At 35.9% G+C, this 16,065-nt stretch carries 10 protein-coding genes and 1 pseudogene; 7 read left to right on the forward strand and 4 right to left on the reverse strand.

Annotated features, from left to right (window positions below; all coding sequences use genetic code 11):
- Positions 1 to 139 precede the first annotated feature (139 nt).
- Entirely contained in the window at positions 140 to 4,423 is a 4,284-nt protein-coding gene (locus tag ACP6PK_RS17850) for a PAS domain S-box protein (RefSeq protein ID WP_426561335.1), read from the forward strand.
- A gap of 235 nt (positions 4,424 to 4,658) precedes the next feature.
- Here the strand turns inward: ACP6PK_RS17850 and ACP6PK_RS17855 are convergent, their stop codons facing one another.
- Complete coding sequence (locus ACP6PK_RS17855; RefSeq protein WP_426561337.1) at positions 4,659 to 5,864, reverse strand: Coenzyme F420 hydrogenase/dehydrogenase, beta subunit C-terminal domain; 1,206 nt, start codon at positions 5,862 to 5,864, stop codon at positions 4,659 to 4,661.
- 238 nt (positions 5,865 to 6,102) lie between these two features.
- Here ACP6PK_RS17855 and ACP6PK_RS17860 point away from each other — a divergent pair, with 238 nt between their 5' ends.
- From ACP6PK_RS17860 to ACP6PK_RS17885, 6 genes are all read left to right on the forward strand, one after another.
- The gene (locus tag ACP6PK_RS17860; protein ID WP_426561339.1) at positions 6,103 to 6,318 is read left to right on the forward strand and encodes a hypothetical protein; all 216 of its coding nucleotides are present in this window, start codon (positions 6,103 to 6,105) and stop codon (positions 6,316 to 6,318) included.
- Positions 6,319 to 6,629: 311 nt separating this feature from the next.
- Positions 6,630 to 7,988, forward strand: a complete 1,359-nt coding sequence (locus tag ACP6PK_RS17865; protein WP_426561341.1) for a 16S rRNA (cytosine(967)-C(5))-methyltransferase — start codon at positions 6,630 to 6,632, stop codon at positions 7,986 to 7,988.
- A 111-nt stretch (positions 7,989 to 8,099) separates the two neighbouring features.
- A complete protein-coding gene (locus ACP6PK_RS17870) occupies positions 8,100 to 8,231 on the forward strand; it encodes a UPF0175 family protein (RefSeq protein ID WP_426561343.1) in 132 nt (43 codons plus the stop codon).
- Positions 8,232 to 8,444: 213 nt separating this feature from the next.
- Positions 8,445 to 9,551 (forward strand): hypothetical protein, encoded by a 1,107-nt coding sequence (locus ACP6PK_RS17875; protein WP_426561345.1) that lies wholly within the window; start codon positions 8,445 to 8,447, stop codon positions 9,549 to 9,551.
- A gap of 96 nt (positions 9,552 to 9,647) precedes the next feature.
- Positions 9,648 to 10,415 carry a reverse transcriptase family protein gene (locus ACP6PK_RS17880; RefSeq protein ID WP_426561400.1) on the forward strand — a complete coding sequence of 256 codons (768 nt, stop codon included), beginning with the start codon at positions 9,648 to 9,650 and terminating at the stop codon, positions 10,413 to 10,415.
- Positions 10,416 to 11,481: 1,066 nt separating this feature from the next.
- Positions 11,482 to 12,441 carry a 3'(2'),5'-bisphosphate nucleotidase gene (locus ACP6PK_RS17885; RefSeq protein ID WP_094675301.1) on the forward strand — a complete coding sequence of 320 codons (960 nt, stop codon included), beginning with the start codon at positions 11,482 to 11,484 and terminating at the stop codon, positions 12,439 to 12,441.
- 251 nt (positions 12,442 to 12,692) lie between these two features.
- Here ACP6PK_RS17885 and ACP6PK_RS17890 read toward each other — a convergent pair.
- The 3 genes and pseudogenes from ACP6PK_RS17890 to psbQ all read right to left on the reverse strand — a co-directional run bounded on the left by ACP6PK_RS17890 (position 12,693) and on the right by psbQ (position 15,916).
- Positions 12,693 to 13,267 (reverse strand): annotated as a pseudogene (locus ACP6PK_RS17890) (Uma2 family endonuclease).
- 633 nt (positions 13,268 to 13,900) lie between these two features.
- Positions 13,901 to 15,070 carry an NAD(P)/FAD-dependent oxidoreductase gene (locus ACP6PK_RS17895; protein ID WP_426561347.1) on the reverse strand — a complete coding sequence of 390 codons (1,170 nt, stop codon included), beginning with the start codon at positions 15,068 to 15,070 and terminating at the stop codon, positions 13,901 to 13,903.
- 402 nt (positions 15,071 to 15,472) lie between these two features.
- Entirely contained in the window at positions 15,473 to 15,916 is a 444-nt protein-coding gene (gene psbQ, locus ACP6PK_RS17900) for a photosystem II protein PsbQ (protein WP_426561349.1), read from the reverse strand.
- Between the last annotated feature and the right edge of the window lie 149 nt (positions 15,917 to 16,065).

Consider the following 16,065-nt stretch of genomic DNA (forward strand, 5'->3'; position numbering starts at 1 on the left):
ATTTAATGATTAATTATTTGGTAAATATTGAAACAAAGAGATAACTGTCTAATACCAAGCGTGATCAGTGTTTGTTACAAATGCTATTTGATATCCACATTTTTGTATAATTCTTGTTTTTTAAACTAACTGGTATAATATGTTATTTTTTTATAAAAATAAAACCAAAATACCCCTTTATTTAATATTAACTGTACAGTTTACCGTTCAAGTTATTGCTATTGTCAGCTTAGTATGTTATCTATCCTATCGTATCGGAGAAAAAGGAATTGGGCAGCTAATTGCCCAATTGATGAGTGAACAAGGAAAGAGTATCGATCAATACCTTGATTCTTATTTGGGTAAGGCACAAGAAATTAATTTGACCAATTTAGAAGCATTTGAGGCAGGGGTTTTAGACCTCAATGATTTTCCAGCACTGGGCAAATATTTTTATAGACAGGTTCGGTTATTTGATTTTGTATTCGTCAATTTTGGAGGGGAAGATGGTTCCTTTATTGGTTCAGGTTATGTCTCAAATAAAGAAGGAATTATAGCCGAAATTCCCAGAAATAATATTGGTGTTTTAACTCAATACAGACTTGATGAGCAAGGTAATAGAACGGAGGTATTGAAGGTCATCAAAAATACTCAAAGAAATAATATGTCTTGGTACACGGATGCAGTTAAAGCGGGAAAACCTATCTGGAGTTCGGTTTACACTTGGGGGAAAGATGCTCTCACAAATATTAGTATTTCCGCCAGCACTCCTGTTTATGGAGAACAACAAAAATTGTTAGGGGTTTTGGGAATTGATATTGAACTTCATCAACTCAGCCAATTTTTGCAACAAGTCAAAGGCGATCGCTCTAGCAGTATTTTTATTATGGAGAGAACTGGTGAAATTGTTGCTAATTCTGGGGATGAATCTCCGGTTGTAATCATCAATGACACACCCACAAGGCTTAAAGCTGTCAAGTCACAAGATCCATTAATTCGTAATGTTACTGAAGCTGTCAAACAAATATATGGCAATAATTTACAAGGTTTATTAGAACCAGAATTGTTACATCTTGACATTTCTATGCCTGTGTGTGTGATGGTCAAGTCTTATCAAGATGAGTATGGTTTAGATTGGATAATTGTCAATATTGTACCCGAATCTGTATTTTTAGGTGAAATTCAGGCTAATGTGCGTCGTACTATAGTATTATGTGGGTTAGCATTAGTAGGAGCGATCGCCTGTAGTCTTTACACATCCCGTCGTCTCGTTAAGTCTTTATCTCAAATAACTCAAGCTAGTCAAAACATTGCTCAGGGAAAACTAGATCAAAATTTTCCTCTAACAATGATTCAAGAAGTAGCAAATCTTACGGAGTCGTTAGAGCAGATGGAATATTCCCTCCGTCAAAGTGAACAGTTAAGACAGAATTACACTCAAAAATTAGAAGCAGAAGTAGCACAAAAAACAGAAGCTCTGAATGAAGCTCAACATATTGCTAAAGTAGGAAGTTGGGAATTTGATGTCACTACTAAAGCATTTATTTTGTCAGAGGAATTATATCGTATTTTTGAAGCTGAGGATCGAGCACCTGTTCCGAGACCAGATTTAACTATTCTACAGGTTCATCCAGAAAGTCAAGAACATTATGAAAAAATAATTATTGCAGCAGTTAAAGCCGATCAGTCTTTTGATACAGATTTGAAAATTATTACCCAAAAAGATAATACTCGCTATATTCAAGCAAAGGGAAAACCTGTTTATGATGACTCAGGAAAAGTTGTTAAATTTATCGGTACAGTTATAGATATTACTGAACGCAAACAAGTTGAAATTGCTCTACAGGAAAGTGAGACTCAATTAAAATTAGCGATGGATATTTCAGGGGCAAGCGCTTGGGAAAGAAATCTGACAACGAATCAAATCTTTTTCTGGACTCTAGCGAATTTATCCTATCCACTCCAAATGTCCTATGAACAAGCTATGGAAGCAGTTCATATTGATGACAGAGAAGCTCTTAACCATGCTCATAAAGAAGCAATTCAGAATCGAGGAACTTTTCAAATTGAGCATCGGGTAATGGATACAGAAAATATTGGTCAATGGCGATGGCTTCAAGTAGCTGCTAAAGTTATAACTAATGCTCAAGATATCCCAGTTCGGATAGTGGGAATGTCTGTAGATATTACCAAACGCAAAGAAATTGAAATAGCTCTGTATCAATCAGAAGTAAAATTTTCAACCATTTTTAAAAGCAGTCCTCAACCTGCTTGGATCGCAACTTTTTCTGACGGACGTTGGTTAGATGTTAATGATAGCTTTAGTCGCGTTCTCGGCTACTCTTACACCGAAGCGATAGGTAAAACTTGTGTGGAAATGAATTTATGGGATGATCTACAGGATTTTGAATATTTCAGAGAAACTTTAACTCAGACTGGATATATTTCTGATTTTGAAGTGATATTTCGGATCAAATCAGGTATAAAGAAAACTATTCTCCTCTCAGCAACAGTAAGTCACTTAAATGGTCAAGATTGTGTAATTGGTGTTTTGAGTGATATTAGCGATCGCAAACAAGCTGAAATTAAACTAGCTCATCAGCAAGAAATGTTAGAAGCTATGAGTTGTCAAGCTCGTATCGGTGCATGGGAATTAGACCTGATTGAGCAAAAACTTTATTGGTCAGCTATAACTAAAGAAATTCATGAAGTTGCACTAGATTTTGAGCCTGATTTAGCAACAGCAATTAATTTTTATCCAGAAGGGGAAAGTCGTAATACTATGATTCAAGCTATGGAAAGGGGGATAAAAAAGGGTAAACCTTGGAATGAAGAATTAAAATTGGTAACAGCAAAAGGGAAGAAAATTTGGGTCATCACGACAGGAAAAGCAGAATTTAATCATCATATTTGCACTAGGTTATATGGTTCTTTTCAAGATATATCTGAGCGGAAACAAGCCGAGCAAGAATTAATTATAGCTAAAGAAAAAGCCGAAGTTGCCAACCTTGCCAAAAGTCGTTTTATTGCCAATATGAGCCATGAATTACGCACACCTTTAAATGCAATTTTAGGCTTTTCTCAAATTCTCAAACATCATATTTATTTAACTCAAGAAGTCCAAGAAAATATCGAGATAATTAATCGTAGTGGGGAATATTTACTCAGTTTAATTAATGATATTTTAGCATTGGCTAAAATCGAAGCCGGAAAACAAAGTTTCCAACCTAAGAATTTTGACCTATATTTTCTTTTAAATGAAATTCAGACTCTTTTTGAAATCAAAGCTGAAGCCAAAAGCTTAGAGTTAATTTTTGAAATAGATAAGACTATCCCCAGATATATCTGCACTGATGAAACCAAATTACGTCAAGTTTTAATTAATTTACTGAATAATGCAATTAAATTTACTTTTGAAGGTGGCATATTTGTCAAAGTAAAAACTCAGGATAGCAAAAATATCTTGCCTGTGTTAGAAACTCAAAAATCTCTCTTAGAAATCAAAAATCCAACAATTAATACTGCCAAATTACTATTTACGGTAGAAGATACAGGGGTAGGGATAGCAGCAGCAGAATTAAATCAAGTATTTGAAATATTTAGTCAAACAGAATCAGGAAAAAAAAGTCAAGAAGGCACAGGTTTAGGATTGTCTATAACCCGTGCTTTTGTAGAATTAATGGGAGGAAATATTACTGTAAAAAGTGAAGTTCAAAAAGGTACTATATTTGCATTTTATATTAAGGTAAATCTAGTTAATTCCACAGCAGTAAAAGCCCAAACAAAAGAGCGTTATCCCATTGAATTAAAACCGAATCAGCCCAGTTACAAAATACTAATCGTAGATGATATCCAAATTAATCGTCAATTATTAATCAAATTACTAGAGCCATTAAAATTTGAACTAAAAGAAGGTATAAATGGTCAAGAAGCAATTGAAATCTGGAAGAATTGGCATCCAGACTTAATCTGGATGGATATGAAAATGCCCGTAATGAATGGTTATGATGCAACTGAATATATTAAAGCCACAAAACAAGGAAAAAACACGAAAATAATAGCCTTAACTGCCAGTGTATTAGAAGAAGAAAAATCAATAATTTTATCAGTAGGGTGTGATGATTTTGTGAGAAAACCTTTCCGAGAATCAATGATTTTTGCAACAATGAAAAAACATTTAGGAGTAGAATATATTTATGCACAAGAAGAGGAGGAAGCTGGAAGCAATAAAATAGAAATTTTAAAACCAGAGGATTTAATGATCATGGCTCCAGAATGGTTAGAAAAGTTGTATTATGCAAGTAAAGTTTTAAATGATGATATGGCTTTAGAGTTGATTGCAGAAATCCCAGGAATACATTCTTTATTAGCTGAGAAATTAACTTGTTTAGTTGAAAATTATCAATTCAAGCAAATTAAAAAAATCATCGAATTAATCTTATGAAAATTATCAGAATTTAGAATTATTAAATTAAGGAATTTTAACGGTTTTCCAGAAATGTTGAATACAAAACTTCTGCGTTCTACCTTGAAGCAAAAATCTCTGTACTTTATATTACAGCGCTTTTCAGATTGATGACCTCAAGTTACAACCAAAACCCTGTAGGGGCAAATGGCCATTTGCCCCTACTGTGTAGAGATATTGGGAAAATATTACCTCAAAACCCTACAACAAAAAATTATTCTGGCAACTTATATTGCCCGACAATTTTCTTAGCAAACTCTGGCACATGAGCCTCTAATTTTTCTGGATGATTCCGCTTTACATAGAGATAATTTCTTGTGAAATGGGAATCAATAGAAAACCGCCCATATTCCAAACCTTTAGGACCAATTCTTTCAATTACAACTCCCATTAATTTTGCGGCCCACATTGGTAAAGTTACAGCTTGGTCATAAGCTGGAATACTTTGTTGAACAGCTTGATGTCTATCTCCCTGAGATATAACAGGTTGAGTATCTAATTGATTCATCACCAAATCTAACATCTCTTTTCCCGTCTCATTTCTAACAGTAATCCACTGCCAACCAAAGGTAGCTCCCATATATCCTACTACTAAATCTGCTAAACCATTTACATAGTCAAAACAACTCAGACAAGAAGGAGCAAAAATATCTTTTAGCTTTTTGGTATTCAAACCAAAAAAAGGTACTTTTTCTATCGAGCCATCCTCATGTTTAAAGTGTACTCTAAAATCTTGCATAAACTCATAATGTACAACAGTTTCTGGAGACTTACTTGTAGTTTCTAAGAACTTTTGCAAACCCTCTCTTGTCACATTATCCACACAAGGAGTTCCCAAAACATAGAGCTTTTCTAAACCTAATTGTTTTTCCACAGCTCGTAATGCTTGAATCTGACAACCAACCCCTATTACTAATAATTTTTTCATGCCAGATTTTTCAATTTCTTCTAATACTGAAAGATTAGGAGAAAGAGTCGGTTTATTAACTTTTGCTGCCAATACTTCCTCTGGAGTCCGAGCAATAACTGGCATTGGTTGAAAGCGGTCTTCTTTCGTGTTTTGCACACAAACCACACCCTCAACAATATTTTGGTTGAGCATTTCACAGGCGATCGTACTCACAATACCAGTCCATTGTGCGCCTTCAATAGGTTGTTTTTTTCGAGCTGCCATCATATCTTGATGAACGCCAAAATAGGTTTCATTTTCCCGATCCAGGTTGCGAGTGCGTCCGTGAGTTTGTTGTTCAAGGTTGTCGAATTGTTGATTAAGAAATGCACAGGCGTCCTTGACATAATGGATATAATATGTATCGCACAAACCACATTCGCTACAGAGTTCTTTAGCAGGACGACGGGCACCTGGTCTGAGAGCTTTAGCTTTCTTGTGTTTAGGGGTGTTTGGAGTTGAGATAGTCATTGAAAATTGATTTGTTAAAGTTAGTGACTTTTATTTAGGATACCCTAGTTAGAGTGACTTTGAATATCATAATAAACAGGCGATCGCTTTGTACCCATTCATCTACAATCAATAATTGCTATAATAGACATTTAAAAATTCTCTTTTTGGGTATTCTAATTTCTGGTTAAACTACCTAAACAGACCTTATTAGCTGTGCTGAAAATAGCTGTCTTGTCTAGTTCTTTACCTTATAATAGTGACAAGTTTTTTTCCAGTATATCCAGGCACTAAGCAAGTTAATAGTCTAATCTTTGCCCAAGTAAATGTTCAGCCTAACCCTCAACTTAGTGCTGACCTTGAGCCAAAAAAGACAAGTCAGCTCACCGAACAAAAAACAGAGGAAAATTCGGAAAATTATGATGAAAATAAAGAGCTAGAAAAGTGGTTAATTTTAATCAAAGAGTTAGTATAATTTTCGGCTTGATTAGTTAAATTAAAATTCATCATAATTTCTCCTAATTTTTTTCTTGATTATAGCAATTTTCAGGTTCATAAACCTGGTTTATAGAATTTATGATTTTAGCAACAATATTAGGGCAATAAACCCGGTTTATTGTTTGGGTAAAAAAGTTAAAGTCATAGCTCCAAATTATGTTATAGTATTTCTCAGACTAATGAGGTACACCTATCTTTATTTCTATTAGACATCTCCAATAATAAACAATAAAATCAATTATTTCTGCCTACTCCCTACTCCCTAATCCCTATTCCCTATTCCCTTTTATGAATAATAACCCCCGTCAATTAGCTTTTATCATCCTCCAAGAAATATATCGAAAACAAGCTTTTGCTGATTTTGCTTTAGATAAATATCTGAGAAAAAATGACTTAATTGATGCTAACCGCAGATTAGTTACAGAATTAGTTTATGGTTGTGTCAGAAGAGAGCGATCGCTTGATGCTATTATCGACGAATTAGCTAAAAAGAAATCTCATCAACAAAACCCTGATTTACGCATTATTCTCCATATTGGTTTATATCAATTATCTTATTTAGAACACATTCCCGAATCGGCAGCAGTTGATACAACGGTTGAGTTAGCTAAACAAAATAAGTTTGCTAAATTAGCTGGTTTTGTTAATGGTTTACTCCGAGAATATATTCGGCGCGACTTGACTATAAATCTGCCAGAAAATCCAGTGCAAAAATTAGGAATATCCTATAGTTTTCCTGACTGGATAATTGAATATTGGATAGAAAAATTAGGTTTAACCGAAGCAGAAGAATTATGTTCATGGTTCAATCAATCTCCAAGTATTGATTTAAGAATTAATCCTCTCAAAACTTCTCTTGAAGAAGTAGAAATAGCAATTAAAAATACAGGTATTTCTGTTAGCAGAATTTCCCAACTTCCCCAAGCATTAAGATTAACTGGAGCAGTCGGTAAAATCCAAAAATTACCAGGTTATAACGAAGGTTGGTCGTCAGTTCAAGATAGTAGCGCTCAATTAGTTAGTTATTTATTAAATCCCCAACCAGGAGAAATAATAATTGATGCCTGTGCTGCTCCTGGAGGTAAAACAACTCATATAGCAGAATTAATGGGAGATAATGGTAAAATTTTTGCTATTGATAAAACTGCTTCTCGACTGAAAAAATTAGAGCAAAATGCCGAAAGATTGCAGTTAAAATCTATTTCTATTTCTACAGGTGATAGTCGAAATTTACCACAATTTATTAATCAAGCTGACCGAGTTTTATTAGACGTACCTTGTTCTGGTTTAGGAACTTTACACCGTCGGGCAGATGCGCGGTGGAGACAAACTTTAGAGAATATTCAAGAACTAGCAAAACTTCAGAGTGAATTATTAGAAACTGCTGCTAAATGGGTGAAACCTGGAGGAATTTTAGTATATGCGACTTGCACAATTTATCCTTTAGAAAATGAGGGAATTATTGAAGAGTTTTTAGCTAATAATTCTGAGTGGGAAATTGAAGCCCCGAACATTGATTTTATAGTTTCTCCTTGTACAGAAGGATGGATAAAAGTTTGGCCTCATAGAGAACAAATGGATGGATTTTTTATGGTTAAGTTAAGAAGGAAGAAGGAAGAAGAAAGAAGGAAGAAGGAAAGATATTAATAATTAGTGCGATTTTTCGGGAACCGTGCATCTTGCTCGCGTGGGTGTACCTCACCCTACTGGACTGTTTTACCTTATAATATAGAAACAAACACAAAAAAAGGAGTAATTATGAATTTAGTTTGTGAACTTCATCAGGGAATTTCTGAAAATGAGGCTAAGTTATTCTTAGCAATAAAATTATATGAAGTTAATAAACTTTCTTTAGGAAAAGCAGCAAAATTAGCAGGATATTCTAAATGAGATTTTATAGAAGTTTTAGGACAATATAAAATCCCTAATTTTAATTATTATGCTGAATAATTGCGGGAAGAGGTAAGTAATGACTGATTTAATTATTGCTGATAGTAGCTGTTTAATCTGGTTAGAAATAATTGGTAAAATAGATTGATTACCGCAGTATAAAAAAAAATATATGTCTTAAAAGAAAAAGTCAAATATTTTCTAATTTTCGATATGGACTTAGATGAAATTATTAAAAATGGTATTGAATACTACGGTCAAAAAAACTACGAACAAGCTATTGAATACTTTAACCAAATTATCAGTTTTAATCCTAACTATACTAAAGCATATCACTACCGAGCTTTAGTTCGGCGACGGCAAAGAGATGACCAAGGTGCTAGAGAAGACTTGAAGCAAGCATCCTTACTTTTGGGAGACCGAGAATACACTGCCATGTCTCAACAAATGCTGGAGTTAATTGGTCGCGATTATCAACACGAATCTCCCCCAATAGAGTATGATGATGATTGGTATTATCAGCAGGATAATTGGATTTTTTATGATGAAAATTGGTACAGTGATTATGATGAATTGTCAGAAATATTTCCCGAATATTTTCCTCCCTCTTGGGAATATGAAACTGATATATTAGATGGATATGCTTGGGCAGGAGAAGAGTTAGAACGACTCGAAAGATGGCTCTGTAGAAAACTAGAACGTGCTTGTTATCTTCATAAAAAACGTGCAATAAATGCCGAATTTAATGAGAATAAATTACGGGAAAATAACTTACCATTATGTAATTCCCATGAAGAGATTGCTGCTGCTATAGGAATTAGTATTTCCGGATTACGTTGGTTAGTTTATTCACAAAAAAAATACCACTATACTAATTTTAAAATACCAAAAAAAACTGGTGGAGAACGAAACATATCTGCACCTATTCCTCAATTGAAAAAAGCACAAAACTGGATTCTAAATAATATTTTAACCAAAATCAAACCACACGATGCTGCTCACGGATTCCGTACTCAATGTTCCATAGTTACGAATGCTCGACCACACTTAGGGAAAGAAGTTATTATTAATATTGACTTAAAAGACTTTTTTCCTTCTATTTCATATAAACGAGTTAAAGGGCTTTTTAAATCTTTTGGATACTCAGAAACAGCATCAATAATCTTTGGTTTAATTTGTACTGCACCAAAATTAAAAGAGATAGAATGGGAAGGAAAACCACATCAATTATTATCCTGGACAGAACGTTATTTACCCGTAAGTATTCACCTATTAGCATTCTGCACGAAATGCGGAATGCTGGGCAAAGAGCTTTTGTAAAGAATCAAGCAATTCTAAGATTAGCTGATGACCAACTTTATTCATAACTTTTAATTCTCTTTAGAGGCTAATTTATTCTTTGCTGATAGCTAATAGCTGACGGCTGAATGCTTACATTTACCCCAGGGTTCTCCCAGTAGTCCAGCTATTAGTAACCTTCTTTGTCGGAAGTTAGATAGCAGGTTAACTGAAATGGCTATAAAATATGGTTTTAATTATACTCGTTATGCTGATGACCTAACTTTTTCTGGTTCTGGAGAGAGTCTCAAATATATTTCTCAGATTCTGAAAAACACGCGATTAATTGTCAGATTCCAAGACTTTGAAATTAACGAAAATAAAACTATAATTATGCGGAAATCTCGGCGACAAGAAGTTACTGGAATTGTTGTCAATAGTGAGTTGAATATTTCTAGAGAAACTTTAAAACGCTTCCGCGCTACTCTATATAATCTTGAGAAATACGGTTTAGAAAATCGACATTGGGGGAACTCTCAAGGTGGTGATATTATTGCCTCAATTGAAGGATTTGCTAATTTTGTATGTATGATAAATCCTCAAAAAGGAGCTAAATTTCAACAGCAAGTAACTCGGATTAAAGAAAAATATAGACCTAAAAAAACACAAGACAGTCTCACTCCCCAACTCATAACTAAATCCGATATTATTGCTTTAATTAATGACGATATCAGAAAGTTGCATTGGAGTAATCGAGATAGGCGAATATATTTAAGGCAAGTTTACGGGAAACAATCACTTCAACAATTTACAGAAGAACAATTGCTGAAAGTACAGCATCATTTAAAAAATCATTTAACAATCAGTATACAAACCCCAATACAAATTTTTTTTCCTGGAAATTAGTCATGTTGACAGGAGTCAGCTTTGTAGTTTTTTAGATGCTTTATCCCAAAAAAATACAGAGGTCGCTCGCTTGGGGTGGAGCAGACTACGGGAACAAAATTATCTTGAAGAAACTTATGAGAAATATATGCCTAAATACTTAACCTACCAAGAGTTACTAGAATTTCTAGAATACTTGAAATCTCAGCCAAGTCCATAATTCTTATTTGAGATATTGTCCAACTCAAGATAAAAGTTATCAAATAGATATCCCTCTATTTTTGAACCATGTTATAGTTATGAAGTTACGCACAACTGTTAATAGGCAAAACAGCCTTGCAATCTGGGCGGTGGAGCGCCGTCCATGTCTTAATGATAACTCTTAATCGCCTGACCATCCGGTTTTCGGCGAATCACCAAAATACTAATATTGTTTGGTGGACATTTACGAAGGGGTAATCTGTTAGCAGGGGTGCGTTGCATTATATTACTTTACCCCACTCAGCGCCAGTAGGGTGCGTTAGGCGCTAGCCGTAACGCACCACTATATAATTCAAAAATCACATAAGGAATTAATGATTAAGTAATCTGTGGGATGGGTTAAGCTTCCCTAAAAAATGGCGGGTTAAGCATTCATAAAAGATGGTGCGTTACGCTTTCCTTTCCTGCGGAATGCTTCGCAAACGAAATGCTGCGCAAACGCTAACACACCCTACTGGACTCTGACTTGAAAATAATCAAGGTAATAAACCCGGTTTCTTGTTTCGCTGCGTAACTCTTATTCACCCTCAATTCAGTAGGGTGTGTTAGGCGCTAGCCGTAACGCACCACTATTAATATTAACTCAAAAATCACATAAGGAATTAATTATCAAGTAATCTGTGGGATGGGTTAAGCTTCCCTAAGAAATGGTGCGTTACGCTTTGCTCAGTGGATTAAAAGATGGTGCGTTACGCTTTCCTTTCCTGCGGAATGCTTCGCAAACGGAATGCTGCGCAAACGCTAACACACCCTACTGGACTTCCCACAATTTTTAACTTGACAAATCTAATATATTCTATGAATAGTACCTAATTTAAAATTACTCATGGCATACGATCGCGAAAAACAAATAGCAATAGAATCTGCCCTAGCAGCAGCTAAACTCTGTGAACAGGTGCGTGGCAATATACCCCCCGCAATGGAAAAGGGCGACAAAAGTCCTGTAACTATTGCTGACTATGGCGCTCAGGCGTTGATTTGCAAAGTTTTAGCTGAGGTTTTTCCGGATGACCCAGTGGTGGGAGAAGAAGATGCAACTGATTTACAGACTCCAGAAATGGCAGAAAACTTGACAAAAGTGACAAATTATGTAAAGGAACAAATTGCAGATGCTACCCCAGAACAGGTGGTACAGTGGATTAACCAAGGTAACGGTAAAGTTGGACCTCGTTATTGGACGTTAGACCCCATTGATGGCACAAAAGGGTTCTTACGTCAAGACCAATATGCAGTAGCATTAGCATTAGTGGAAGGAGGAGAAGTTAAGGTCGGGGTGTTAGCTTGTCCGGCGATGCCAGTAGAAAACAACAAACCAGGAATGCTATATGTAGCAGTGCGGGGTGAAGGGGCAGCAATGATGCCAATAGCAGGAGGCGAACTGACTCCAATTAAGGTTGTGCAGGCGGATGATACTGCTAATCTCCGGTTTGTTGAAAGTGTGGAAAGTTCCCACGGCGACCAAGATCGTCAGAATGCTGTAGCAAAAGCAGCAGGTATTACCGAGCCATCAGTTAGGGTAGACTCCCAAGCAAAATATGGTATTGTGGCATCTGGAAAAGCTGCTTTATATTTGCGTTTGCCCTCACCGAAGTCTCCAAACTACCGAGAAAATATTTGGGATCATGCTGCTGGAGCGATCGTTGTTGAGGAAGCAGGAGGGCGCGTCACTGATCTAAATGGTAAACCTTTGAATTTTGCTGATGGCTCGAAAATGGTTGATAACCGGGGTGTGGTTGTGAGTAATGGGATAATTCATGACCAGGTTTTATCTGCTTTAAAAGAATAGACATCTGTATAATTCTAGTAGTGGACTGACACACCTTAAATGGTGCAATAGATGTAGGTTGGGTTGAGGAACCGAAACCCAACAAAAATTTTGCTCCCCTACTCCCTTACTCCCCCACTCCCCTACTCCCTAATGCACTAAATTAGTTGTGTCGGTCCAGTAGGGTGCGTTAGGCGGCTAAAATTTAGACGGTGAAAGGTATTTAACAATCCGTCGTAACGCACCATTTAATATGTTTCGGTCTACTAAAACTATGTTTCCCCAAAACTGACATCTTCATACAAATTATCAATGCTAGTACGAAAGTCAATGCTTGCTAGGTGAATTTCACTGCCTTGAGTGTAGGTATGTAATACCCAAAGTCCCTCTGCATTACGACGGAAGCATTCCAAACGTTGGCGTTTTTGGTTAATTAAGACGTATTCTTGTAGAGTTTGTAATTGCTGATAGTTAGCAAATTTGTCACCCCGATCAAATGCTTCTGTGCTGTCAGATAAAACTTCCACTATTAAACAAGGATATTTTTTATGGTTTGTCAATGCTTGATCTCTCTGGCATCACAAGTTACCATGACATTGGGATAGTAGAATGTATTGGCAGTTTCTATATGAGCTTTCATGTCTGACATATAGACGCGACAACCACTGCCTCGCAGAAAATTTCTTAATGCTGAAGCTAGGTTGAGGGAAATTGTGACATGGGCATCACTAGCACCTGCCATTGCGTATACTTGTCCGTTAATGTATTCGTGTTTGACGGAACTTATTTCTTCTCCTGCTAGATATTCTTTAGGAGAAATGTTATTTGTATTTTGGTTAGCAATCATAATTTTCGAGATCAAGATATTATCATATAAGCGATAAAAAAGTTTTTGTTTGTAGTATTGCTCTAGCCCGAAGTATAGATATAGATATTGCTCAAACCCTACAAACTTTAATTATAAAAACTTAAATTAAGTACAAATCTATATATAATAGAAAATCTAGTGTAGCAATCAGGAATGAGATGTGAAAAAAACTGTAGGGGTTTGGAAACCAAACCCCATTAGACTACTCCAAAAATGACAAATAAAATCAATTATTATCCATAAATTATCAATTATTCTCTCCTGTTCCCTATTCCTTCTTCCTTCTTTTCTGGAGATGTCTATTATGTTGGCTAGGGTTTGGAGACCAAACCCCTGCAATAAAATCTTACAACCTATTTAGGATTACTATAGTTGTAATAATTACATGAAAGGAAGGAAAATAAGAATAGAAAAACATGGTCATTTCAGTTATCAGTTAACAGTTAGCCTCTGATCGGAGGAACTCCGTTAACAGTTATCAGTACCTCTATGGAATAAGGATGCTTGAAATACGGAATATGCTCTTTTTTTTATCCCCTTAAAAGAGGAGGCTTTAGACCAGAATTTTTCGATAACAGCAATAATTTAACTTCTGAATTCTAAATTCTGACTTCACTTCACAATCATTTTCTCAACTGCTTCTGCTGTCGCCGGAGCTAACAACACTCCATTCCGATAATGACCAGTTGCTAACAACACATTTTTAAACCCTTCTAAATAACCAACTGCAGGAGCTGCTTGACCTTCTGGGCGAGGTCGCAAACCAGACCATTTCCTGAGAATAGTTGCATCTGCTAAACCCGGACAAAAACTAATTGCTCTCGCCATCACCGTATCTAATAAATTGGAGTCAGCAACCACTTCACCAATATCGTTGGGGAATTCAACTGTTGCTCCCACCCAATATTCATTTTCTGTCACTGGTGCAATATTCACGTCATCCCCAGTTATAACTGGCTGAAAATCTGGGTTTCCTAAAGGTGCTGGCACTTGCAAATGTACGGCTTGACCTAATACAGGTACAATGGTAAATCTATTATCAACATTAGATTTGCGCTTCAGTTGCAGGGACTGTAGTTTACCTCCTTTTATTCCTTGCAAACATGGTAATGAACCCAACCCCGCAGCAACAACTAACCAGTCAACATCTGCTAAAGCAGGAGCTTTTTTTGTTTCATCTAAACTTTTTATGTGTACTTGACGACAACTAAATTCGTTTTTGGGATGGGAAATAGTTTTATATTGCGCAACAGTAACTCCAAAATGAAACTTGACACCATTTTGTTGAGCAGCTTCGACTAAAGCTAAAGTTAACTCAACAGGGTTAACTTGTAAATCTTGGGGAGAATAAATAGCTGCTGTAACTTCGGATGTTTGGAGTTGGGGGCAGCGATCGCTTACTCGTTCCACATCCCACATTTCTAATGGCAAACCGTCTGCTTCCCGAATATCTATTAATCTTTGCCATTTATCTAGATCGTCTCCAGGCAAACATAACTGTACAATACCTTGACGGTTATGGGAAATAGGGCGATTGATTTTTGCTTCTAACTCAGGAATTAAACTGTGATAAGTTTCCACGCTCATGCGCCTCATTTTCCAAGGTCTACCTTTAGCTTTTTGACTAATAACTCCCATCAAAACACCTAAAGCAGCACCCGTAGATGCTTGAGCTGGCATTTGTTTATCTAAAACTGTAATTTTTAAACCTTCTATTTTGCTAAGTTGATAAGCGATCGCCGCTCCAACTATTCCACATCCAATAATTACTATATGACTCATTTTTTTTTCTAGGGAGTAGGTGTGATTTCAGTTATCAGTTATCAGTTATCAGTTATCAGTATCTCTGTTTGAAACATCGGGATTGAAATACGGAATCTTCTTTTTTTCTCATCTTATGACGTAATACTAATTAACTAGATGTCACAAATAGTTTCGCTCCTTTAAATGTTAAATAATTGCCTGAAACTGTTGTATTATCAAACTTTTTAGCCGATAAAATTGAGTTTTATGACTTTTGACTTCTGTAAATCTGTAAAGATGAAAAAAATGGTAGGGGTTTGGTTTCCAAATCCCATTTTTGCTTAGGTTGAGAGACCAAACCCCTACAGTAAAATTTTACAACCTAATTATTAAGATTGCTATAGTTTTGACTTGAGCTGAAAGCTGAAAGCTTATAGCTATTTAACTATCTTTTGGCACTAAGCCTAAGAAAGTATCAAAATCAGCTACTGCTTTTTTGTACTCACTCAGAGCTTGCTTTTTATCCCCTTCTGCTGCTGCTACATCAATGTCCTCTAAGTCTTCAAATACTTGTTTTGCTGCATCCAGCACAGGTGTTTTGTCTTTTGCCAATAGTAGACTTTGGGTCAGATAATTAGTCTTACTCCGCAAATCTCCCAATGGCCCGTGGATAAACGTATCTACATTTATCCATTCTTCCTGTTGAATTAGGCTTTCTAGTTCACTCATGCGATCGCGCAAAGCCACTATTCTGGCCGTATATTGTTCAATTTTCTGTAATTGAGCATCTGAGTAGGTTGGCGGTGGAGTTGGAGAACTACAACTCGCCAAAAATGCTACTAATAGTGCCATTACCCATGCTACTATCGACCGTTTGTTTAACATAATCCTCTTTTATTTGTCAAGTCTAATCTTAGTATTCTATTCTTAGATTTAAGATGGAAATGACCATTTTGGCAATAGATAACTATATTTATAGAAGCCATTTGGTATCTTGGTAAAAGTAAGGGTTTTTGGCTCTTGAGTCAGGAGTC

This window comes from Dapis hubbardiae BLCC-M172 (assembly GCF_050016015.1).
Lineage (GTDB): Bacteria > Cyanobacteriota > Cyanobacteriia > Cyanobacteriales > Microcoleaceae > Trichodesmium.

Coding starts and splice junctions, on each gene's coding strand:
- psbQ (WP_426561349.1), bottom strand. CDS start 15,916: ATGTTAAACAAACGGTCGATAGTAGCATGGGTAATGGCACTATTAGTA.
- ACP6PK_RS17870 (WP_426561343.1), top strand. CDS start 8,100: ATGAATTTAGTTTGTGAACTTCATCAGGGAATTTCTGAAAATGAGGCT.
- ACP6PK_RS17850 (WP_426561335.1), top strand. CDS start 140: ATGTTATTTTTTTATAAAAATAAAACCAAAATACCCCTTTATTTAATA.
- ACP6PK_RS17895 (WP_426561347.1), bottom strand. CDS start 15,070: ATGAGTCATATAGTAATTATTGGATGTGGAATAGTTGGAGCGGCGATC.
- ACP6PK_RS17875 (WP_426561345.1), top strand. CDS start 8,445: ATGGACTTAGATGAAATTATTAAAAATGGTATTGAATACTACGGTCAA.
- ACP6PK_RS17865 (WP_426561341.1), top strand. CDS start 6,630: ATGAATAATAACCCCCGTCAATTAGCTTTTATCATCCTCCAAGAAATA.
- ACP6PK_RS17885 (WP_094675301.1), top strand. CDS start 11,482: ATGGCATACGATCGCGAAAAACAAATAGCAATAGAATCTGCCCTAGCA.
- ACP6PK_RS17855 (WP_426561337.1), bottom strand. CDS start 5,864: ATGACTATCTCAACTCCAAACACCCCTAAACACAAGAAAGCTAAAGCT.